Here is a 23,396-nt window from a genome sequence, read left to right as displayed (position 1 = left end):
TTTTATATCGAACTCAGGTTACCTTATTCACTTAAATACTGATGCACGCCATGCCCTGCTGCCCGACCTGTTGCAAAACACGCAGTCAGCAAATAACCACCTGTCGGTGCATCCCAATCGAGCATTTCACCACATAAAAATAATGCAGGATTTGATTTAAGCTGCAAGTGTTCAGTCAATGCTTCTTTCTTCACACCGCCTGCACAGCTAATCGCTTCTTCAATCGGTCGAAAACCTGTTAAAGGAATCGTTAAATTTTTCACTTGTTGCGCCAATGCATGTGCATCTGTCCAAAGGCTTTTAGCCACAAGCTCACGTACTAAATTCGCTTTTGCTGTATCTAAACCTGCTTTTCGCCAAATATTGCTTAAAGATTGTTTTTTACTTGGTTGTAATTTTTGGGTAAGTTGTTCAATACTTTGATCGGGCAATAAATCTAAAGTTAATGCCATAGATTGACCACCTTTCACTTGCTCACGCAAAGCGCGACCTTGCTTATAGACCAAGCCACTTTCTAAACCATAATGGCTAATAACAATATCACCACTCGATTTTTCACCATTGCTCACCCAAGCTTCTACACGCTTCAAAGGCTCGCCAAATACAGGTTGCATGAACTTAGACCATGCAATTTCCACGCCTGCATTACTCGCTTGAAATGTTTCTATTTCAGAAGTATTCAACCATTTTTGCCATGCACCATCACTGCCGAGCTTTGACCAAGACACTGCGCCACACGCTAAAACAATCGCATCAAATCTTTCTTCTAAAATTTGTTCAGACACTAAATTCTGAACACTTAGATTTGCATCATTTATGTCTAAAACTTGGTGTCTATAGTGAAACTTAACTCCATCTTCCATCAGGCGCTTTAACCACGCACGAAGTAAAGGTGCAGCTTTCATTTCAATAGGAAAAACACGTCCTGATGTCCCAATATAAGATTCAATACCAAGACTTTTCATCCAAGACTGAATCCACGTCGCATCCCACTGTTTCACCCAAGGGCTTAACCATTCCACTTGATCGTATCGTTGTACAAAAACATCGACATCTTCTGCATGTGAAATATTCAGCCCCGTTTTGCCCGCCATTAAAAACTTACGAGCCGCAGATGGTTTTTGCTCATAGACATGAATGTCGTAGTCATACTGACTCAATACTTCAGCAGCCATAAGTCCCGCAGGGCCTGCACCAATAATTGCAATGCGCTTTTTCATGAAAACTTAGTCCGCTTTCACTTCGGTCGTATTTGTATGATTCACACCTTGTAATGGCTGAAAATCATCAAAACGGGTGGTGTAATTTTCAGGCTTCGTAATAATCAGTTGCTGACACAATTCACCACGTTCTAAATATTTAATTTCAAAATGCGTACGTGCCGATGTTGCAGGAATCACTTCTTTTACAAAAGGAAGCTTCCATACATCAATCAATTGCTTTTGAGCTTCTTCAATATATTCAGGGATATTACTCGCTAAAGTAATGGTGCCACCCACCTGCAAACGAGAAACTAAAAACTCGAAGAACGGCATATTTAACCAACGCTGTGCAGGATTATGCGGTTCTGGGTTTGGGTACAAAATAAAAAATTGCTCAATTTGCGCAGGAAATAATGCATGAACCACCCAAGGTAATGCATCTGCATGAACAGGCTGAAAATTGCTTTGACCTTCAATGCCATGTTGTTTTTGCATAGCCAAAAACTTTTCACGTGTACGTTCAACCGCTATTAATTTCTTATTTGGGTTTTGTCCACTAAAAAGTAGTGCGTACTTTCCTTTACCCGCACCAATTTCTACGCAAATAGGTTCATTCGAAATGGCTTGGAAATCTCGGGGAGCATGCATACGCTGTGCTTGAAATTGACGAATTGGCATAATCAGATCAAACTAATAAAAATCTGCACAAGTCTAACAAGTGCAATTGCTTTTGACTAATTGAATCATCCGTTTTCATTTGGAGTTTTTAAATGCCGACAACTTTAAACTGCTCGCGTTGTGGCGAATTGACCACTTGGGAAGGTAATGAATATCGCCCTTTTTGTTCTGAAAGATGCAAACTCATTGACTTTGGGGCTTGGGCAAATGAAGGTTATAAACTTCCTACTCAAGATGCACCACAAGCAGATGGTGGCAGTGAAGAAGATCAATATTAAGATTTAAATATTTGAAAAGAAAAAGGTCTGAATATTCAGACCTTTTTATGACGTAGATTTTCAAATAAAATTCAATAAAGATTAACCCGCTTTACTTGCTACAAATGGATTATGTTGCTTTTCAAAACCAATCGTACTTAAAGGTCCATGACCTGAAATAAATTGAGTGTCATCAGGCAAGCTAAAACATTCACGTTGAATTGAATCTAACAATTGTTGATGGTTTCCACGTGGAAAATCTGTACGACCAATTGAACCCTTAAATAGCACATCGCCCGTCCACAACAAACTATAGTTTTGGTTATAGAACATGACATGTCCTGGCGTATGACCAGGTGCAAAACGCACCTCAAATTCTTCATCGCCCAATTTTAAAATTTCTGAACCATCTAACCACTGATCGACTTCAACTTTTTCAGGAATTGGAAAACCATAACGTGCGGAAACTTCTTGAATTTGATCTAACCAAAAAGCATCTTCTTTATGTGGACCAATTACAGGAACCGACCACACTTTTTTCAACGTACCTACCGCCCCTGCATGATCTAAATGCCCATGCGTTAACCACAATGCTTTTACCGTTAAACCAAGTTCTTCAACTTCAGCTTTGAGTTTTTCGGCATCGCCACCTGCATCAATCAAAACAGCTTCTTTGGTTTCAGAATCCCAAACAATTGAACAATTTTGTTGGAATGCCGTGACAGGCACAATTTTGACTTGCAACATATGGCGAAAACCTCAGGTATTTAGTGGGCTAATATTTGCTTTAATGCATCAAGATTAGCTTGAAGCAAGTGATTGAGCAATTCTAAATGATCATCACGCGAGTTCAATGCAGGAATATAAGCATAGCTTTCGCCACCTGCATTCTTAAACACTTCTTCATTTTGAATGGCAAGTTCTTCAAGCGTTTCCAAACAATCTGCCGAAAATGCAGGGCTCATAATTTGAACAGATTTCACACCTTGCTTACCCCAATCTTCAAGTAAAGCATCGGTATAGGGTTTTACCCACTCTTGCTTTCCAAAACGTGATTGGAAACTTATTGCCCATTCGTTTTCAGCAAGACCTAGACTTTCTGCAACCAATTTTGCAGTCAAACGACAACGGTCTGCATAAGGGTCGCCTTTGTCTGCATAAGGTTGAGGAATACCGTGAAATGACATCAATAACTTTTCAGCTTTACCGTGTTTATTTTGATAATCACGCACGCTTTGCGCCAGAGATTGAATATAAAGTGGATGCTGATAATAATCACGAATAAACGAAATACCCGGCAAGTTACGCTGTTTCGGAATCCATTTTGCAAAAGCATCAAAAAGTGGTGCTGTCGATGTTGCCGAATATTGAGGAAATAATGGGAAAAGAATAATGTGATCTTGTGGATTTTTACTTAAATTTTCTAGAACAGATGCAATACCCGGATTACCATAGGTCATAGCAGGTACAATATTTAAATCAAATTCAGGGTATTGCGCAGTCAGCGTTTTTTTCACACCTTCAACTTGTTGCAATAGAATTTCACGCATTGGTGAATCTGTGTTCCAAACCATATCATAAGCATGTGCAACACGCTTTGGACGAAATGGCAAAACAAATAAGTTTAAAATGATTTGCCAAATTGGTTTTGGAATTTCAATAACACGTTGATCGGACAAAAACTGCTTGAGAAATCGACGAACCGCAGGAACTGTAGGCGCATCTGGCGTACCTAAGTTGGCAAGTATAATCGTAACTTTTGGTTTTTCAGCAGTCATCATCAAGCCTTCTTTTTAATAAGATTGGACAGGCTTACTTTAACAGCTTTCTAGACATTCTTGATATTGATTAATTCTGAGATATAAATTGTAAAGTCCGATTACTATCTAACAAGTTACTTTCCAACAAGCGTTTTGCTTTTGGCGAAACTTTCCACAACATACGCTGACGATCATCTCGACCCGATGGCACAATCCAATCATTTTCACGCATTTGCATTTTAATGGTATGCAAAGCTCTAATATTGATTTGCGCACGAGCCACCGCATGCACACGAGGCATTTCGTCGCGAGCATCTTCCAAGCCTGTTGCATTTAAATATTCATTCATACACTTAGAGAAAAAATCTTCAGGTGTAGGATGAATAAATGCTGCACCTAAAACACTTAATAACTGCGCCCAAGTCATATGCCTTAATACTTTCAATTCTTTGAAATTACCATCTTGATAGGCATGCATCCGATATTCAAAAGCAAAATCTTCATGCATAGACACTTTTTGAATATTCAAAAATGGATCGGCTTCTCGTGTACCCGCAGTTGTTTCTAATTGCACAATTTTAGCTTTGAGTGCTTCAATTTCATCATTCAAAACCTGTGTGTTTTGCGGTCGAACCCATCCTAATACAGGATAGCGCTCAAGAATTTGAGACATGTTCAAACGAACAGCAAGCTCTAAATTTCGCATTGTTAGATAAGTAAAAACCTGATCGACTTCTTGCATAATAAGTTTTCTGAATTCTTTAAATTTCTCACGTAATTCAGGTTTTTCATCATGCAAAGATTCATCACGTGAATCTGGGTCTTCATGCACAAAGGCAATAATTGGTTTTTGTTTGGTCACTGCATAAATATATTCAAGATGCATGTATCCCACGCCAGATACAGATTGTTGCCCATATTGGCTACCTAAAATAATCACCACATAATCACAATCATCAATTTGACGGCGTGCAAAAGTCGTACTTAAAGGTGTACGTTGTTCTAGTCCCCAAGAGAAAAAACCCATGCCTACTAAAGTTTGGGACAACACAATTCGTTCTGGTTGCATTTCACTTCCAGAAGTAGAGATAAAAACCTGATAACGCTTATCTAGCATTGGGTTTCCTTTCTATATTATGTATTTTAAATTCACTAAACGTAGCAAAATTTCACGTTTAAACATTGAATTCTAAAGATTTTTTATCTTCCACGTTAAATCATTTGGAATAAGATGTTGTAAAACTGATTTTAATGCAGATGCATTATTTCCACTGACAAAACATGAAATACGAAAATTTAAATTTAACCGCTGTTCAAATAATAACTCATTTTTAATCAAAATGCGGGAGGTTTGTCTCGCCACAGCCTGCCCTGAATCAATCGGCTTTAATTTTTCGCCAAAAATATGCTGAATTGCAGGTTTTAAAAATGGATAGTGTGTACAACCTAAAACCAAGTAATCTGCATTTTGATCGACAGCAGGTTTCAATATTTTTTGTAGGGTTGTCAAACAAGCTTCGCTCATTTGTTCTCCCGCTTCAACAAATGGCACTAAATCTAAGCAGGTAATTGGAAGTACCGAAACTTCAGCAGGAATTGCAAAACGCTTAATAACATCTTTAATAAGTTTTCCACGAAAAGTCGCAGGTGTTGCCAATACAGCAACGGTTTTTGTTGTTGTTTGAAGCACCGCAGGTTTAAGTGCAGGAACTAAACCAACAATTGGAAAGTTCTCGCCATAATGTTCACGTAAATAATCTAGGCTAAATGCAGATGCTGTATTACAAGCGACAACTGCAACTTTGCAACCTTGTCGATATAACCATTCAATAGCATGTGCTGTCAGTTCACGAATGTTCTGATCATCTCGTGGACCATAAGGTACATTGGCTGTATCTGCATAATAAACAATATGTTCATTTGGCAAATATCGTGCGATTTCTATGGCAATAGATAAGCCCCCTACACCTGAGTCAAAAATCCCGATAGGTGCATTCGGCTTAGCCTTAGGCATCGGTTCATTCAAAGGACAAATAGGTTGAATAGCAGACATATCTTTAAATTCAAAAGCACGAAATAAGATGGTTAAAGCTTAAACCTCAGGTGCCTAATTGCAAGTGAAAATCACCACTTTTCAGCAATAAATAAGTTTCACCTTGCTCATTTTCTTGCAACTCGCCCATTTCGACCAAATGAAAAAAAGCTGATCTTTGAATTAATGCATTTATTCCAAAGCGAACATGTACATAAGGACGCAACTCACCTTTATATTCACGCATAAAAATAGGATGTTCTTCATCTACAATAATTAGATCTTGCGTTGTAGTTTGAAGCTGAATATATGTTTTGTTTTCTATTTCAACCAAATCGACTTGATTGACAAATAACGGTTCATCTTCAACCTCTATTTCTATTTGCTCTACAGGCGTTTTTAAATAAAATTTTTCATCTTCTTTCCAAAGTACTGTAGAAAACAAATCAATGAGCGGTTGTCGTTTGATCAATTGACCTTCGTGCCACCATTCACCGTTCGCTTTAATCTGTAGATTCATTGTGCCACAATGCTTTGGGTGCCATTGCTCCAAAGGTAGGATTGACCTTTTGTGACCGGACTGTCCATCTTTTAAGTATTGTGCAATACCCATTAAGTTCTTATTATCGGCAATATCTCGTTTTTTCGTCGGATTTGGTAAATTATTTTGATTAACCATTAATGAATGCCTTACTGACGGAAAAATAATATGATTCAGCCAATTGGCTAGATCACGGATTAAAACTATACTAGCCCACATTATAAAAGACACGATATTTATTTGTGTCTGGGAACAGAATACTCATGGCAGCACCGAATTGAAAAATTACGGATGCCACCTTCGCTACTAATGAGGAGTCCGACATGGAACACATCGAACGTGAATCGATGGAGTTTGACGTAGTAATCGTAGGCGCAGGACCAGCTGGTCTTTCTGCAGCGATTAAAATTCGTCAACTTGCAATTGAAAACAACCTAAATGATCTTTCCGTTTGTGTCGTAGAAAAGGGCTCCGAAGTTGGTGCGCATATTCTTTCTGGTGCTGTGTTAGAACCACGTGCAATCAATGAATTATTTCCAAATTGGAAAGAAGAAGGTGCGCCATTAAATGTTCCTGTAACTACAGATGAAACATACTTCTTAACATCTCCTGAAAAATCTCAATTAGCACCACATTGGATGGTTCCAAAAACCATGCACAATGATGGTAACTATGTCATTTCATTAGGTAACGTTGTTCGTTGGTTAGGTACAAAAGCAGAAGAGTTAGAAGTTTCTATTTTCCCTGGTTTTGCAGCTTCAGAAATTCTTTATCACGAAGATGGTACTGTTAAAGGTATTCAAACAGGTGATATGGGTATTGGTAAAGATGGCGAACCTACGCATAACTTTGCCCCTGGTTATGAACTTCATGCGAAATACACCATTTTTGCAGAAGGTTGCCGTGGTCATTTAGGCAAACGCCTTATTGCCAAATACAACCTAGATAAAAATGTCGATCCGCAACATTACGGTATTGGTATTAAAGAACTTTGGGAAATCGATCCTGCTAAACATAAAGCAGGTACGGTAATGCATGGTGCAGGTTGGCCTTTAAGCGAAACGGGCTCTTCAGGTGGTTGGTGGTTATACCACGCAGAAAACAACCAAGTGACTTTGGGTATGATTGTTGATCTTTCTTACCAAAATCCACACATGTATCCATTCATGGAAATGCAACGTTGGAAAACACATCCACTGATCAAACAATTCCTTGAAGGTGGTAAGCGTATTTCTTATGGCGCACGTGCAGTGGTTAAAGGTGGTTTTAACTCGCTTCCGAAATTCACCTTCCCTGGTGGTTCTTTAATTGGTGATGATGCTGGTTTCTTAAACTTTGCCAAAATTAAAGGCTCACATACGGCTATGAAATCTGGCATGTTATGTGGCGAAGCAGTATTTGAAGCGATTGCTGCCGGTGTTGAAAAAGGTGGTGATCTTTCAGTTGCTCGTGTAACTGAAGGCGAAGATTTCTTTGTAAAAGAGTTAACTACATACACAGAAAAGTTCAACAACAGTTGGTTAAAAGAAGAGCTTTATAATGCTCGTAACTTTGGCCCTGCAATGCATAAGTTTGGTACATTTGGTGGCGGTGCATTTAATTTCATCGACCAAAACGTATTTAAAGTACCTTTTACTCTACATGACTTAGTGCCTGATTTTAGTGCTCTAAAATCTGTTGATGCTGCGAACGTTAAACCAAACTATCCAAAACCAGATGGTAAGTTAACCTTTGACCGTTTGTCTTCAGTATTTGTATCGAATACCGTACATGAAGAAAACCAACCTGCACATTTAAAACTGACAGATGCTTCTATTCCTGTAAATGTAAACTTACCAAAATGGGACGAGCCTGCTCAGCGCTACTGCCCTGCTGGTGTTTATGAAATTATGGAAGAAAATGACGGTTCGAAGCGTTTCCAAATTAATGCTGCAAACTGTGTTCACTGTAAAACGTGTGATATTAAAGACCCATCACAAAACATTACTTGGATAACACCTGAGGGTGGCGGTGGTCCAAACTATCCGAATATGTAATTCGGATCATCACGCAAGAGAAAAATCCCTGCCAAGTGCAGGGATTTTTTATAACTATCAATTAGGTTTAGCCTTTCTGAACTAAATAATGGAATTCTTTATTACCATTTTCATCTAACTTTTCTTCTTGTAAAAGCAACTCATGACCTAAGTGCATACAGAATTTCGGGATATCCCAAGAAGTAGAATTATCTGTTGCGAAGACTTCAACAACATCACCTGATTTAGACTTGCGAATAGCTTGATGCAACATCATGACAGGTTCAGGACAACGTAAACCACGTGTATTTAATTGAATACTGGGTTCAATAGATGAATCAGACATCATAAAACTCAAATTTTTAAACTTTGCATATTCTAGCATAAACAGCGAATTCACTATTCAGGCAATGATGTTGCACATTTGAAATGCATGATGAATAAAATACGAATAAGCAACTATTTAATAGATAGACATCTATATTTTCTTCGGTATGATAAAATTACATTTTTATATTTTAAGAGTCTTCAGGAAAGATCATGCACGAGGAATCAGGCCCATCGTGGGGAATGCGTGGCTTACGCAAATGGTTAGGAACAGCACCAGAAACTCGCGATGAGCTACTAAAACTAGTATTAGATTCACGTCGTTTTTTAGAACCCGATACAGTTGCAATGCTTGAAGGTGTTTTAGACCTTCCCGCAACAAAAGTTCGCGAAGTCATGACTCCGCGTACAGCGATGATTAGCTTACAAGAAGATGATGAATTACTTGATATTTTACATGTACTTGTAGAGTCAGCACACTCACGTTTTCCTGTATTCTCTTCAGACCAACCCGACAATGTTGTGGGTATTTTATTGGCGAAAGACCTTTTGCCATTTTTAACAGAACCAAATACTAAAGTGGATATTCGCGCACTTATGCGTCAGCCAATATTCGTGCCTGAAAGCGCGCGTTCAGACCAAGTTCTGCGCATGCTTAAGAATACACAAACGCACATTGCAATTGTGATTGATGAATATGGCACAACTTCAGGTTTGGTGACTTTAGAAGATATTCTTGAAGAAATTGTCGGTGAAATTGAAGATGAACACGACAAAATTGACGAGGAAGCGCAATACATTATTCCCGATGAAGACCCTAAAACTGCAAACACATGGATTGTTCAAGCATTAACACCCATTGAACATTTCAACGATGTTCTAAGTGCTGAATTCTCAGATGATGAAGTTGAAACAGTAGGTGGCTTATTACTTCAAGAAATTGGCTTAGTAAGTGATCTCCAAGGTCAAGTTGTCGAAATTGAAGACTGGGAATTTACTATTTTAGAAGCCGATTCACGTACAATTCATCTCATAAGAGCTAAGCATAAATGAGGACATATTTTAATAAATTTTTAAATGCTTCTGAACAACAAAAAGAACTACCCTTTATTTATCCTCTACTGATTGCTTTACTAGCAGGTGGTATTTTTAGTTTTGCCTTAGCACCTTACCATTATTGGTGGCTTGCAATTCTGTCACCTGCTCTACTTTATGCAACCTTACGCCAACGTAATCCTAAACAAGCAATGTTTCTGGGTTGGGCATACGGTTTTGGTATGTGGTTTGTTGGGGCATTTTGGCTTTATACCTCTATCCATGTGTATGGTGATACCAATTCTGTATTAAGCGTACTGATGATTGCGATTATGGCAATCGTCATGGGGCTTTTTACAGCCGTTCAAACATGGATGTACCGTCGATTCTTTCCAGAAACACCCTTAACATTTGCACCACTTTGGGTATTCTTTGAATGGGCAAAAACATGGGTATTTACAGGCTTTCCTTGGCTTTTTGTCGGTTATGCATTTACCGAACGCTTCTTAGATAGCTACGCACCTTTATTTGGTATTTTTGGTGTTTCTTTTGTTGTCATTATTCTTGCTTGTGCTTTAGTTGAAATTATTCAAAAACGTGTTTTTTGGATTATTCCTTCAGCTATTTTATTGCTAGGTGCGTTTGGTGCATCTTACATTCAATTTGTAACACCAAAAAATGAAAAGCCATTATCTGTTTCTTTGGTGCAGGGCAATATTCCTCAAGACCGTAAATGGCTCGAAGAATATCAAGTTAAAACCTTAGAAATCTATAGCCATTTAACGCAAACAGAATGGGGTCGCGACTTAATTGTTTGGCCTGAATCTTCTATTCCAATGCCCCAAACTGAAATTCAGCCCTTTTTAAATGCCATGGCAAATCAGGCAAAAAGTGTTCATTCATCTTGGGTTACAGGTATTATTTATATAGATCCCAAACAATCTCAGCAAGAAAACCAGCTCATGTACTACAACAGTATTATGGCTTCGGGCAATCAAGCTGAAGGACTATATAAAAAGCAACGCTTAGTTCCTTTTGGTGAATACATTCCATTGTCTGGCTTATTGGCTTGGGTTTTACCTTCCATGCAAAATGATCCATCAATGAGTGGTTTTTCTCGTGGTGAAAACAATCAACATGCACTATCGATTAAAAACCATCAATTAGGCGCAGCAATTTGCTATGAAGTTGCCTATCCAAATTTAACCCGACGTAATGCAGAAAACAGTGATTTCTTAATTACCGTATCGAATGATGCTTGGTTTAAAGGAACTGTGGGCCCACAACAACATTTACAAATGGTACAAATGCGCGCCAAAGAAAATGGTCGTTGGTTTATACGTGCAACCAATACAGGTGTGACTGCTTTTATTAATGAAAAGGGTCAAATTGTTAAGCGAGCACCTATGGATCAATCAATGGTATTACGTGGTGACCTCCCTGCAATGCAAGGTGAAACGCTTTATACACGCTTAAGTGATTGGCCTGTATTGATCTTCTCATTACTTCTATTGTTATTAGGATTAAAATTCCGACCACGTCATGCAGATGTGTCATTTAAATCTCGTCGTTAAATTATAATTTAACCCTCATAAAAAAAAGCCGATAACTTATTCTCGGCTTTTTTTAACTTTCTTTTTCTCTTTATAGCTGAGTCACTAAATAAGACATCATCGCAACCAAAGAAAGCATAGGTACATAACGATATAAACCAATAATCCGCTGTTCAAATGCCGTGATTTGTTGTTGTTTTAATTTTAAAACAGTTGCTTGCAATGCAGACCAAAAACTCAAAATAAACAATGAGCTAAACAAGCTTAATGCAAAAAAACCAACCATAATTTGACTACTACCTTCAGTAGATTGCCAAATATGTAAAATGCCTTGACTCAATGGAAGTATGCTTAGAACCAAAAGAACAGACTTCAGCACTGACCAATGAAATTGATTGATTTCATCTGATAATACTAATGCTTTCATACCATTCTCCTTTAGCAAATTGACGATTATGTTGCCATTATGCAAGCTTTAAAATAAATAGAAAGTCTATATTCCTCCATATTTAAACATTATTGTAGCTAACAAACATGGGAATAATTCTTATTATAAATATCAAATAGAAGTTATTATTAAAATTTAATTATTTCAATAATTTAAATAATAATTAAATATTGATATTTATTATCATTTAGACTGGAATTGTATTATCCAATAAACTAAATTGATATATTCCATTAAAAGTAGATATAGAATTATTCTCAATTAATATAAAGCATACTTTTATATTATTTTTCCAATTTAGATGTTCTTTTTGATTTACATGTGACTGGAATACCCGCTCAAAATACAACCAACCATTTCATACACAAGAAATAAACATATTTTTCTCGTGATAAAACTTGATAAATTATTTATTTGCTATATTATTAACTCAACTAGAAAAATTCTTGTTTAGTAACCTTCTTTAAGTATCGCAGTTTTAGTCATAATCCTTCGTTTTTTCAGATATTAAACTTTATTATTTTTCAAAGTTCTTATCAGCCATGTAATAGTGGCTAAAAGTCAACAAATTTAAGTAGGATGTTATTATGTCTAACACAGTTACTGGTACAGTAAAATGGTTCAACGAAACTAAAGGTTTTGGTTTCATTCAACAAGAATCAGGTCCAGACGTTTTTGCTCATTTCAGCGAAATCGCTAGCTCAGGTTTCAAAACTTTAGCTGAAGGCCAAAAGGTTTCTTTCAGCATCGCTCAAGGTCAAAAAGGCCCGAACGCTGTAAACATCGTTGCTCTTTAATTAGCAGCATGTAAAAAAAAGCACTTTATAGTGCTTTTTTTTTGCCTGTTATAAAGCTAAATATTAATTTTAATCCCCTCTTTCACATATCCCCATCACAACTGCTCAAAATAATTAATTTTTCTTTGTAATGTTGCATCTAAGCACTAAAATAATTCATAGTCATGACCAACAATATCTAAATTACATCTTCTAAAAATGTAGTGTCTTCTATAAAAGGACAGAATCGAGCATTATGCAAAACACCTATTCAAGCAGTTCAGCCCCTCTTCGTATTCGCGTAGCTGTGCCTGTTTATTTATATGATTGTTTTGATTACATGCTCAGCCCTGAACAATATCAACAAGCTGAAATTGGTTCACGTGTTTTGGTTTCATTTGGTCGCCAAAATTTAGTGGGCATCATTATGGAAAAACTCCCATTAGATGCACCTACAGATTCTAAATTTAAGCTAAAAGCCATTACTGAGCTATTAGATGATCATGCAATTTTAGATGCCAAGACTTTAAAACTTATGGCGTGGTCTGCTCAATATTACCAATTTCCAATTGGTGAAGTTATGCAAGCAGCATTACCAACCTTATTACGCCAAGGTAAACCAGCCGACATTCTTGCACGGGTTTGGAATCTTTTAGATTTTGATGCCGAAAACAAACTTAAACGCTCTGAAAAACAACAAGAAGCCTATAAAATTTTAAAGCTACATCCAGTAGCAACAACTGAAAATATTCTCAATTTAGCAGGCGTTGAAACCAGCACATTAAAAGCTTTAGAGAAAAAGCAAATTTGTGAATGTGTTTTAGAAAAGCAAGATCAAACACCTATGCCAATGAGCATGGCACAAATGCCTTTAACCGCAAATGAAGATCAGAAATATGCGATTGATACCGTTTTAAAATATCAAAATAAATATCAAGCTTTTCTACTCGATGGATTAACAGGTAGTGGTAAAACCGAAGTTTATTTGCAAATCATGCAAGAGGTTTTAAAGAAAGGGAAGCAAGTTTTAGTTTTAGTGCCTGAAATTGGCTTAACACCTCAAACAGTAAGCCGTTTCCAATCTCGCTTTCATTGCAACATTGCCCTTTTACATTCCGGACTTAATGATTCCAAACGCCTACAAGCTTGGCAACATGCTCAATCTGGCAAAGCTTCTATTATTTTAGGCACACGTTCGGCAATTTATACACCGCTTCCAAATTTAGGTTTAATTATTCTAGATGAAGAACATGATCTTTCATTTAAGCAACAAGAAGGTTTTCGCTATCACGCACGTGATGTTGCTTTATATCGTGCACATTTAGAAAGCTGTCCAATTGTTTTAGGCTCTGCAACACCTAGTATTGAAAGTTATGCTTTGGTTGATCAAGGTAAAATGCAAAAGCTTGAGCTAAATCAACGTGCAGGTGCGGCTATAATGCCTAAAATCCATGTACTCGATTTAAAGATTGCACAAAAACAACATGGTATTAGCCAAGTTTTAATTCAAGAAATACAAAAAAAATTAGAAAAAAAAGAACAGGTTTTAATTTTCTTAAACCGTCGTGGTTATGCGCCTGTTCTTATTTGCGATAGCTGTGCTTGGCAAGCAAAATGCCCAAATTGCGATGCTAATTTCACTCTACACAATAAGCCTTACCCACATTTGCATTGTCATCATTGTGGGACTATTCATCGTAAACCTGACCAATGTCCGCAATGTAATCATACCGAACTCAAACCTATTGGTATGGGAACAGCAAAAGTGGAAGATCATTTAAATGAATTATTTCCAAATTTTGATGTCATTCGCGTAGATCGTGACTCAACAAGTCGTGTTGGAAGTTGGCAAAAAATTTATGATCGAATTCAAACGAGCGAACCTGTTATTTTGCTCGGAACACAAATGCTGGCAAAAGGTCATCATTTTCCATATGTCACCTTGGTTGCTATTTTAGATATCGACTCAGGCTTGCTCAGTGTAGATTTCCGCGCACCTGAACGCACAGCACAACTCATTGTTCAAGTTTCAGGTCGTGCAGGTCGTGGAGAACATAAAGGCGATGTTTACCTGCAAACTTTACGACCAGACCATCCGCTGTTAAACACACTTGTTCAAGAAGATTATCGCAAATTTGCACAGCAAACTTTAGCTGAACGTAAAATGGCTTTACTCCCTCCTGCACGTTATTCGGCTTTAATTCGATGTGAATCTAAAAGCCAAGACATCAATCAAGATTTTTTAAAACAATATGCACAATTGCTTCGTGATAATTCTGAAAACTTAATTGATATTTGGGGACCTATTCCTGCTCCTATGGAACGTAAAGCAGGACGCTTCCAAGCACATATGGTGTTGTTATCTACAGACAGAGCGCGTTTGCATTTTTATATTCGCCAATGGTGGCAAAATATGTTGCAACAAAAGCCATCAGGTATGAAACTAAGTCTAGATATAGACCCGCAAGAACTCAGCTAATTTAATAGTAAATCTATCTATAACTTTTAGGACAGCGCATGTCATTACTGTTGCAATTTACCATTTTCCTTGGAGCATCCTTAATTTTTGTGCCTTTGCTCAAGCGGTTTGGCATTGCAGCAGTTTTAGGTTATTTATTTACAGGTATTTTGCTCGGACCTAGCGTATTTAATATCGCAAGCGATCCTGAATCTATTAAACAATTGGCTGAGTTTGGTGTCATCCTACTCATGTTCATCATTGGCTTAGAATTACGCCCACAAAGGTTATGGGAACTACGTAAATCTATTTTTGTCATTGGTAGTACACAAGTTGGATTAACAGGCATTTTACTCGCACTTATTGCGATGTTTGTCCTACAACAAAGTTTTGCTTCAAGTATTGTGATTGGCTTTGCTTTGGCTTTATCTTCAACTGCTTTTGCACTTCAATTACTCAGTGAAAAACAAGAACTCAATACCACTTACGGGCAGCAGTCTTTTTCGATTTTGCTTTTTCAAGATATTGCAGCAATCCCCCTCATTGCCATTATTCCTCTCCTTGCAGGTAACGATTCCGTTCATCATGGAGTTGCGTATTTTGCAGCGATTATTGCAACCTTTACGGGTTTATTTTTATTTAGCCGTTATTTGATGCGTCCATTTTTCCGCTTTGTTGCAAAAAGTGGAGCAAATGAACTAATTACAGCAGTCGGACTATTTATTATTCTTGCCGTTGTATCGTTAATGGATGTTTTAGGTATTAGCACCACGCTTGGCGCATTCTTAACAGGCGTATTGCTTGCAGATTCCGAATTCCGCCATGAGTTAGAAGCAAGTATTGCTCCCTTTAAAGGCTTATTACTCGGTCTATTCTTTATGACTGTAGGTATGACCACACAATTGTCTTTATTGATTGATATGCCTTGGCTGATTATTGGTGGAACACTCATCCTACTCATCATCAAATTGCTTTCACTAACTGCTATTGCAAGATATTTCCAATATTCATGGCGCAATAGTTTATTACTTGCAACTTGCTTAGCCCAAGGCGGTGAATTTGCATTTGTGGTCTTTAATGTCGCCCTAAGTGAGCATGTGCTTAGTCAGACAATGATTCAGCCCTTAGTTCTCATCGTGACATTATCTATGGTGCTTACCCCAATTTTATATTGGTTCATCAACCGTTTTATTGTTCCGCTATTCGATAAAAAAGTCGCACCCATTTACGATGAAATTCCAAATACAGATAATCCAATGATTATTGCGGGCTTTGGTCGTTTTGGACAAATCATCGCACGTGTTGCGCATTTACAACACCTGCCATTTACAGCCATTGATATTAGTTTAGAAAAAGTAGATTTCGTTAGAAAATATGGAGGCAAAGTCTATTATGGCGATGCCACACAACCTGAAATTTTACGTGCTTCAGGCATTGAACATGCCAAAGTTTTTGTTCTTGCTATCGATGATATTGAAGATTCAATGAATGTTGCACGTCATATTCGCCTCAACTATCCAGATTTAAAAATATTAGTTCGCGCAAGAGACCGCCATCATGTGCATTTATTAAGAGATTTGGGCGTTGAACATATTTGGCGTGAAACCTATTTATCTTCTTTAGGTATGGCATATCGAGTACTGTGCGATTTAGGTATTAGCGAAAGCGATGCCTACAAAAGCATTGAGCTTTTTCGTGATTTCGATGAAAAAGCATTGGCACAACAACAACGTGTTTATACAGATGAAGAGAAAGTGTATGAGTCGCATCGCAATGCGCTTGCTGAACTTGAACATCTATTTGAAAGTGATGCACTTGTACGAGAAGCACCAACAGGTGTCGATTTAAAACGTGGCTTAGAAGCCAATCGAATTGATGTTACTCGTGATGAATCGAAGTGACTTGTGTTTTAGAATATCGTCACCATTAAGACAGGGTTATGGAGAAATTTATGTCTGATTTACGTCAACGCTTTTATATTGAAGATAGCCCTATTCGTGGTGAAGTCGTTCATCTTGAAGAAGCTTTGCAAACTATTCTTGCTCAACGCGACTATGCAAAGGCAATTCAAATTTTACTTGGTGAAATGCTAAGTGCGACTGCACTACTTGCAAGTACTTTAAAAATTAAAGGACGTATTAGCCTTCAAATTCAAGCCTCAGGCACACTAAAATGGGCAATGGCTGAATGCAACCATTTAGGTGAAGTTCGCGCTTTAGCAGACTATGAATCGGATCCTATTTTTGAACAAGCAGAAGATAGCAGTACCGTATTAAAAACATTAGTCAGCCCTGTTCTATTTATTAATATTGAACCTGAATTTGGTGAACGCTACCAAGGTATTGTTCCGTTAGATAAACCAGATTTAGCAAGCTGCTTAATGCAATATTACGACTTGTCGGCACAAATTCCGACTCGTATTGCTTTAGGTAGCGACGGTCAACGTTCAGGTGGTTTACTGATTCAATTGTTACCACGTAACAATGAAGAAGAACAAAAAATGGTTGATGAAGACCTATGGCCTCGCCTAACCATGTTAACTTCAACTTTAAAAACAGAAGAATTAACAAGCTTAGATGCGACAGAAATTTTATATCGTTTATATAACGAAGAAGAAGTACGCTTACCCGATGCTGAACAACTTAAATTTGGCTGCACATGCTCAAAAGAACGCTGCGAAACAGCACTTGTACAGATTGGTATAGATGCTGTAAGAGAAACGCTTGAACATCAAAATCCAATTGCAATGGATTGCCAGTTCTGTAACTCACAGTACCAATTTACAGCAGAGCAAGCTTTAGCACTTTTTGGTGAGCATTTAAGTTAATGTATTAAATTCTATTTTTAAGAAAAAAGGATGATTTATATCATCCTTTTTTTATTTATATAAAACAAATTCATACATTATTATTTACAGATAGAAAAACACTTTAATAGATGAAATACCACATATTGCAGTACCGTTGGTCGTAATCTCGCTTCAGCAAAATATTCAATCAACTTGAAAAACCTCAGGTAAATTTTTTTGTCACATTTAGAAACAATAAGGTACAGTTCTGCAATACTGTAATATGTAAAAATCACTTAATAATAAATCAAATTCAGACAATTTCATGTCATACCAACTTAACTTAAATGACTTATTAGAAGAGTAAAAAATTTGGTTTTAATGCTGACATATTCATAACGAATGTGTCTTCCCTGTCACTCAGATGAGGATATAAATGGCTTATGAACACGAAAGAATGTAATAAAAAACTAAAAAATATGTTTCCCGAGTTTCGAGACATTATACAAAAGCTACGTGAAGATAATGCGCATTTTGCAAAAATGTTCGAAGATCATGAAATCTTAGATAAAGAAATTAATCAACTTGAACAGAATCCTGTAAATTTGATTAATGATTCAATAGAAAGCTTAAAACGCCAAAAATTAAAAATTAAAGATGAAATGTATCGACTACTGTGCAATTTTAAACCTGAACTAAATATCTAAATTACATTGACTATTTCATTGTAAAAAGTGAACGACTCAAATCAAACTGCACATCAAATTCAATAGATGTGCAGTTTCTTATTTATTGAAACAAATAAAAATCAATCACTTATATTTGGTGATCTTTTCCACTGTTTTAAGTGTTTCTTTGACCGTTTGTTTAATGGGCATTTCATCTAAAAACCAAAACAAATTCATATGTTGATCTTTATGTTGTTGTGCAAGCATATCAATAACACTTCTTTCCCCTCGCCCAACCAAATGACGACGATAAAAATAGTAAAGCAATAACAATGTTGTCATAAGCATAATGCCCAACATAATCCAAAACCCCGTTGGCGATTTAAGCCCAGGAATAAATACAAAATTCATTCCATAGATTCCTGTTAATAAGGTTAAAGGTGCAAAAACTGCTGTAATAATGGCAAGAATTCTCATGTTTTCATTGGTCTGATTGGCAACCGCAGAAAAATGTAAATCTATAGCAGCCTGAACTGCACTGCGTAAACGTGTGGTATGTTTTTGGATTCGCTCAATATGACTCGATAAATCATCCATACGAACCAAAATAATATCTTGCTTTTCACTACGCTTTTTTGCTTTTAAATGACTGTAATTTTCTACTATTTCATCTCGTAACTCTTGCAGGCATTCAATTTGCTCTTCACATAAATTTTCAATTTGCTGAAAAGCCATATTTTCTTGTAATAGCTGATGCCATTTTGTAAATCTACGATGCCCTTGTAATAGCTCTTGCTGCCAATGTTCAATTCTTCGCGTTAAAGGCACTCTTAAATCTAGATATCCATCTACCATTGCATTTAATAATCTAAGGGATAAATCCAAAGGCATATTGGGTAATTTTCGTGGCTTGTTTTGCTCCTCAACAGCTTTGGCAGAAATGGTTTCTATACGCTGAACATAACTTTCAAATGCCTTATTACCAAGCTCTCGAACCGTAATTAGAACCTGAGATGTCATAATAAAACTAATAGGTGTCGTACTTAGCCCAAATATTTTTTCATGTACTTCAAGTGATTTTTCATCTGTTTTAATTTGGTCATCGGGTGTAATCAATTTCCTAAAAATCAGTAAATCGTAGTCATCCATCGTATCAAAAGTACATGGATGATCTAAATTTAAAATATCTTTTAGATGATATTCATTTGTCCGAATACCACTACATTCAAATATTTCTTGTTGCCAAAACTCAGACCTACTTACAACATCTTCACGTGTACAATCTACCCATATAAATTCAGGCTCTAAAACTTGATCTCGTTCTTTTTTAACATAAATGGTTTGTAATTCAGGATGTAGATAAAAATAATAGGTCTGCATAAATTCACTCGTTGAATGTATGATTTGCTTTAACTTATTGTTCGATCATAAATTATTTTAAAAAAATGATCTGTTACTTTAAATCTATATTTTTCAAAACCAACAATACCAACACTTAAAATCTTGATTAAATTAAATAAAAATAAAATTCATCAAACTTACATTCTAGTAACATAATCACTTATATTTGTTATGCCTTTTCTAAACCAAAATGCTAATCTTGAATTATAGAGATAAATATACATAGCCTATATGCAGTGTATAGGCATAATTTTCTAGCTCGATGAGGTAATGCAATGTTTCCAGAATATCGTTCATTAATTAGTAAACTCAAACAAGATAACGCTCACTTTTCAAAAGTTTTTGAAGAACACAATGCCATTGATCATGAAATTCTTCGCTTAGAAAAAGACCCAATCACAAGTAATATCAATGAAATAGACCTATTAAAAAGAAAGAAACTCAAACTAAAGGATGAACTTTACATCATGCTTAAACAAGCAGAAACCACGACTGAATAACATCACTTAAAACAAAAAAAAGCCCGCATAACGCGGGCTTTTTTTCAAACAATTAAAACATTGAGCAATTATGCTTGTTCAATATCTTTCATTGTTAATTTAATACGGCCACGGTTATCTACATCCGCAACTTGTACTTTAATTTCCTGACCTTCTTTCAACACGTCTGCAACGTTCGCAATGCGTTCGTTAGAGATTTGAGAAATATGAAGTAAACCATCAGTACCTGGAAGAATATTTACAAACGCACCAAATTCAACGATACGGATAACTTTACCTACATAAAGTGTACCTGGTTCGATTTCAGCAGTAAGCGCTTGAATTTTCGCAACCGCAGCAGCCGCAGCTGCTTTAGTTTCACCGAATACGCGAACTGTACCGTTATCTTCGATATCGATTGCAGCTTTAGTTTCTTCAGTGATTGCACGAATAGTCGCGCCGCCTTTACCGATTACATCACGGATTTTATCCGGATTGATGTTAATCACTTGGAAAGTTGGTGCATGCATTGAAATTTCAGGACGCGCACGTGAAATCACTTGGTTCATCTCGTTCAAGATGTGCATACGACCAGCATAAGCTTGGTTTAATGCAGATTCCATGATCTCTTCAGTGATACCTTCAATTTTGATGTCCATTTGAAGTGCAGTAATACCGTTTGCAGAACCTGCCACTTTAAAGTCCATGTCGCCTAAGTGATCTTCATCACCTAAGATGTCAGAAAGAACTGCGAAACGCTCGCCTTCTTTCACTAGACCCATTGCGATACCCGCAACTGGTGCTTTAAGTGGAACACCTGCATCCATAAGTGATAGAGAAGCACCACATACAGAAGCCATTGAAGATGAACCGTTAGATTCAGTGATGTCAGATACGATACGAATCACGTACGGGAAGCGGTCAGCTGCTGGAAGAACTGCTTGAACACCACGACGAGCCAAACGACCGTGACCAATTTCACGACGTTTAGGACCAGATTCACGACCAGTTTCACCTACAGAGTATGCAGGGAAGTTATAGTGAAGCATGAAGTTGTCAGTTTTTGTACCTGCAAGGGTATCAACCATCAACGCATCACGTGTATTACCAAGTGTAGTTGTCACTAACGCTTGAGTTTCACCACGTGTAAATAATGCAGAACCGTGCGCACGACCTAATACGCCAACTTGAACGTCAATTGCACGTACAGTTTTAGTATCACGACCATCAATACGTGGCTTACCAGACAAAATGTTGTCACGTACTGTACGGTATTTTAAGTCTTCAAATAATTCGTCAACTTCAGCAGCAATGCCAGTTTCGTCTTCTTCAGGAACAAACTGCGCAACAGCTTCTGCGTGAAGTGCATCTAATGCTGCATAACGGTCTTGTTTTACCGCAATCGTGTATGCTTCAGAGATTTTCGCTTCAAATGCTTCTTTCAATTGAGCAAGAAGTGCTTCATTTTTAACTGGAGCAACCCAAGTTGACTCAACCGCGCCTGCTGCTGCTGCAAATTCTTTAATCGCTTGAATTGCGATTTGCATTTCGTCATGACCGAAAAGTACAGCGCCAAGCATTTGATCTTCTGAAAGCTCTTTAGCTTCAGATTCAACCATCAATACTGCAGTTTCAGTACCTGCCACAACAAGATCAAGATCAGATTCTTTTAATTGTTCGTGGTTCGGGTTAAGAATGTATTCGCCATTGATTAAACCAACACGCGCACCCGCAATTGGACCACGGAATGGAACACCTGCAATTGACATTGCAGCTGAAGTACCCAACATTGCAGCAATGTCAGCATCCATTGTTTTATCAGAAGAAATAACAGTCGCTGTTACTTGAATTTCATTGTAGAAACCTTCTGGGAACAATGGACGAATTGGACGGTCAATAAGACGTGAAATTAAAGTTTCAGATTCAGACTGACGGCCTTCGCGCTTACCATAACCACCTGGGATACGACCTGCAGCATATTGTTTTTCTTGATAGTTAACTGTAAGTGGGAAGAAATCTTGACCCGCTTTAGCTTTTGGTTGTGCAACGATTGCAACAAGTACAGTCACGCCACCCATTGTAATCACAACAGTATTCGCTTGACGTGCAACGCGACCTGTCTCTAATACAACTTGGTGTTGACCAAATTGAAACTCTTTACGAATAATATTAAACATAGACATGTATTTTTGTTTCCCGAAATTATTCTAGTGGAGACCCCTAAGGTTTGGCATTCACAGCAACTCAATAGTTCTGAAGCATAAATGACAAAGCTTAGAAGCCGACCTCACCAGAATCAAACATACTAATTTTAAACACAAAGAAGGAGCGAAACATTCGCCCCTTCCCCATTACCTAGCCAAGACTAGATATTCTTTTGTCTTCTGTACTAAAGCACTTAACATGCAATAATCCGAAAAACAAAGCTTAAATCGAATTAACGACGTAAACCTAAAGCAGCAATCAAAGCGCTGTAACGAGTAGCATCTTTACCTTTAAGGTAATCAAGAAGCTTACGACGTTGGTTAACCATACGGATAAGACCGCGACGGCTATGATGGTCGTGCTTATGTTCTTTAAAGTGACCTTGCAAATCATTGATTTGTGCAGTTAATAAAGATACTTGAACTTCTGGTGAACCAGTGTCGTTTTCAGCGCGAGCGAATTTTGCAATGATCTCTGCGCGATCTGCGTTTGTTAAAGCCATTCGATTTCTCCGAGATGCTTATATAAGTTTAGTTTGATACAAATCAAATTGATTCTTCAAAACCAATTTGACTGCCGTGCATCACTACAGCAAGCCAACCATTTTAAGGTAAAAAGCACTGAATTGCAAAAGAGAAATTGGTAAGGATTTTTCAAAATTCTAAAAATATCAGGAAATTGATTTGTTAATATAAAAACCACAATATGTACAAACTTTAACCATTACAATACACATATATAATTCAAATATAAGTTTTATAAATATATATTAA

22 protein-coding genes are annotated in these 23,396 nt (G+C 37.2%); 10 read left to right on the top strand and 12 right to left on the bottom strand.

Annotated elements, in window-relative coordinates:
* Positions 1 to 23: 23 nt before the first annotated feature.
* Together A6M14_RS10395 and A6M14_RS10390 are read right to left on the bottom strand one after the other, a co-directional pair.
* Complete coding sequence (locus A6M14_RS10395) at positions 24 to 1,220, bottom strand: TIGR03862 family flavoprotein (RefSeq protein WP_152874891.1); 1,197 nt, start codon at positions 1,218 to 1,220, stop codon at positions 24 to 26.
* A gap of 6 nt (positions 1,221 to 1,226) precedes the next feature.
* A complete protein-coding gene (locus A6M14_RS10390) occupies positions 1,227 to 1,886 on the bottom strand; it encodes a class I SAM-dependent methyltransferase (RefSeq protein ID WP_171500276.1) in 660 nt (219 codons plus the stop codon).
* Between the two features lie 86 nt (positions 1,887 to 1,972).
* Here A6M14_RS10390 and A6M14_RS10385 point away from each other — a divergent pair, with 86 nt between their 5' ends.
* Positions 1,973 to 2,158, top strand: a complete 186-nt coding sequence (locus tag A6M14_RS10385) for a DNA gyrase inhibitor YacG (RefSeq protein WP_152874889.1) — start codon at positions 1,973 to 1,975, stop codon at positions 2,156 to 2,158.
* An 81-nt stretch (positions 2,159 to 2,239) separates the two neighbouring features.
* Here A6M14_RS10385 and A6M14_RS10380 read toward each other — a convergent pair whose 3' ends face one another.
* From A6M14_RS10380 to A6M14_RS10360, 5 genes are all read right to left on the bottom strand, one after another.
* Positions 2,240 to 2,884 carry an MBL fold metallo-hydrolase gene (locus tag A6M14_RS10380; protein WP_152874888.1) on the bottom strand — a complete coding sequence of 215 codons (645 nt, stop codon included), beginning with the start codon at positions 2,882 to 2,884 and terminating at the stop codon, positions 2,240 to 2,242.
* A gap of 20 nt (positions 2,885 to 2,904) precedes the next feature.
* The gene (hemH, locus tag A6M14_RS10375) at positions 2,905 to 3,918 is read right to left on the bottom strand and encodes a ferrochelatase (RefSeq protein ID WP_152874887.1); all 1,014 of its coding nucleotides are present in this window, start codon (positions 3,916 to 3,918) and stop codon (positions 2,905 to 2,907) included.
* Positions 3,919 to 3,985: 67 nt separating this feature from the next.
* Positions 3,986 to 5,014 (bottom strand): DUF4062 domain-containing protein, encoded by a 1,029-nt coding sequence (locus tag A6M14_RS10370; RefSeq protein WP_152874886.1) that lies wholly within the window; start codon positions 5,012 to 5,014, stop codon positions 3,986 to 3,988.
* A 72-nt stretch (positions 5,015 to 5,086) separates the two neighbouring features.
* A complete protein-coding gene (gene murI, locus A6M14_RS10365) occupies positions 5,087 to 5,950 on the bottom strand; it encodes a glutamate racemase (RefSeq protein ID WP_152874884.1) in 864 nt (287 codons plus the stop codon).
* Positions 5,951 to 5,996: 46 nt separating this feature from the next.
* Positions 5,997 to 6,608, bottom strand: coding sequence for a DUF1285 domain-containing protein (locus A6M14_RS10360; protein ID WP_152874882.1), 612 nt, complete (start codon positions 6,606 to 6,608; stop codon positions 5,997 to 5,999).
* A 185-nt stretch (positions 6,609 to 6,793) separates the two neighbouring features.
* Between A6M14_RS10360 and A6M14_RS10355 the strand changes: the two genes are divergently transcribed.
* Positions 6,794 to 8,506, top strand: a complete 1,713-nt coding sequence (locus tag A6M14_RS10355; RefSeq protein ID WP_152874881.1) for an electron transfer flavoprotein-ubiquinone oxidoreductase — start codon at positions 6,794 to 6,796, stop codon at positions 8,504 to 8,506.
* 67 nt (positions 8,507 to 8,573) lie between these two features.
* Here A6M14_RS10355 and tusA read toward each other — a convergent pair whose 3' ends face one another.
* The gene (gene tusA, locus A6M14_RS10350) at positions 8,574 to 8,831 is read right to left on the bottom strand and encodes a sulfurtransferase TusA (protein WP_152874879.1); all 258 of its coding nucleotides are present in this window, start codon (positions 8,829 to 8,831) and stop codon (positions 8,574 to 8,576) included.
* 194 nt (positions 8,832 to 9,025) lie between these two features.
* Between tusA and A6M14_RS10345 the strand changes: the two genes are divergently transcribed.
* Both A6M14_RS10345 and lnt read left to right on the top strand, forming a co-directional pair.
* A complete protein-coding gene (locus tag A6M14_RS10345; protein ID WP_152874877.1) occupies positions 9,026 to 9,865 on the top strand; it encodes an HlyC/CorC family transporter in 840 nt (279 codons plus the stop codon).
* A complete protein-coding gene (gene lnt / locus A6M14_RS10340; protein WP_152874875.1) occupies positions 9,862 to 11,421 on the top strand; it encodes an apolipoprotein N-acyltransferase in 1,560 nt (519 codons plus the stop codon). Before A6M14_RS10345 ends, lnt begins: the two co-directional genes overlap by 4 nt.
* 70 nt (positions 11,422 to 11,491) lie before the next feature.
* Here lnt and A6M14_RS10335 read toward each other — a convergent pair whose 3' ends face one another.
* A complete protein-coding gene (locus A6M14_RS10335; RefSeq protein ID WP_152874873.1) occupies positions 11,492 to 11,827 on the bottom strand; it encodes a hypothetical protein in 336 nt (111 codons plus the stop codon).
* A gap of 608 nt (positions 11,828 to 12,435) precedes the next feature.
* Here A6M14_RS10335 and A6M14_RS10330 point away from each other — a divergent pair.
* From A6M14_RS10330 to A6M14_RS10310, 5 genes are all read left to right on the top strand, one after another.
* Positions 12,436 to 12,645, top strand: a complete 210-nt coding sequence (locus A6M14_RS10330; protein ID WP_152874872.1) for a cold-shock protein — start codon at positions 12,436 to 12,438, stop codon at positions 12,643 to 12,645.
* Positions 12,646 to 12,880: 235 nt separating this feature from the next.
* Positions 12,881 to 15,103 carry a primosomal protein N' gene (locus A6M14_RS10325; protein ID WP_152874871.1) on the top strand — a complete coding sequence of 741 codons (2,223 nt, stop codon included), beginning with the start codon at positions 12,881 to 12,883 and terminating at the stop codon, positions 15,101 to 15,103.
* A gap of 38 nt (positions 15,104 to 15,141) precedes the next feature.
* A complete protein-coding gene (locus tag A6M14_RS10320) occupies positions 15,142 to 16,983 on the top strand; it encodes a monovalent cation:proton antiporter-2 (CPA2) family protein (RefSeq protein ID WP_152874869.1) in 1,842 nt (613 codons plus the stop codon).
* Between the two features lie 50 nt (positions 16,984 to 17,033).
* Complete coding sequence (gene hslO / locus A6M14_RS10315; protein ID WP_152874867.1) at positions 17,034 to 17,909, top strand: Hsp33 family molecular chaperone HslO; 876 nt, start codon at positions 17,034 to 17,036, stop codon at positions 17,907 to 17,909.
* A 404-nt stretch (positions 17,910 to 18,313) separates the two neighbouring features.
* The gene (locus A6M14_RS10310) at positions 18,314 to 18,577 is read left to right on the top strand and encodes an HP1242/YdcH family protein (RefSeq protein WP_152874865.1); all 264 of its coding nucleotides are present in this window, start codon (positions 18,314 to 18,316) and stop codon (positions 18,575 to 18,577) included.
* Between the two features lie 105 nt (positions 18,578 to 18,682).
* Here A6M14_RS10310 and A6M14_RS10305 read toward each other — a convergent pair whose 3' ends face one another.
* Positions 18,683 to 19,918 carry a magnesium transporter CorA family protein gene (locus tag A6M14_RS10305; protein ID WP_152874863.1) on the bottom strand — a complete coding sequence of 412 codons (1,236 nt, stop codon included), beginning with the start codon at positions 19,916 to 19,918 and terminating at the stop codon, positions 18,683 to 18,685.
* Between the two features lie 296 nt (positions 19,919 to 20,214).
* Between A6M14_RS10305 and A6M14_RS10300 the strand changes: the two genes are divergently transcribed.
* Positions 20,215 to 20,439 (top strand): HP1242/YdcH family protein, encoded by a 225-nt coding sequence (locus tag A6M14_RS10300; RefSeq protein WP_152874861.1) that lies wholly within the window; start codon positions 20,215 to 20,217, stop codon positions 20,437 to 20,439.
* Between the two features lie 68 nt (positions 20,440 to 20,507).
* Here A6M14_RS10300 and pnp read toward each other — a convergent pair whose 3' ends face one another.
* Both pnp and rpsO read right to left on the bottom strand, forming a co-directional pair.
* Positions 20,508 to 22,595 (bottom strand): polyribonucleotide nucleotidyltransferase, encoded by a 2,088-nt coding sequence (gene pnp, locus A6M14_RS10295; RefSeq protein WP_171500274.1) that lies wholly within the window; start codon positions 22,593 to 22,595, stop codon positions 20,508 to 20,510.
* 260 nt (positions 22,596 to 22,855) lie between these two features.
* The gene (gene rpsO / locus A6M14_RS10290) at positions 22,856 to 23,125 is read right to left on the bottom strand and encodes a 30S ribosomal protein S15 (RefSeq protein WP_152874857.1); all 270 of its coding nucleotides are present in this window, start codon (positions 23,123 to 23,125) and stop codon (positions 22,856 to 22,858) included.
* Between the last annotated feature and the right edge of the window lie 271 nt (positions 23,126 to 23,396).

This window comes from Acinetobacter portensis (genome assembly GCF_009372215.1).
In the GTDB taxonomy this organism is placed as follows: domain Bacteria; phylum Pseudomonadota; class Gammaproteobacteria; order Pseudomonadales; family Moraxellaceae; genus Acinetobacter; species Acinetobacter portensis.
This window is presented reverse-complemented; position numbering and strand designations above follow the sequence as displayed.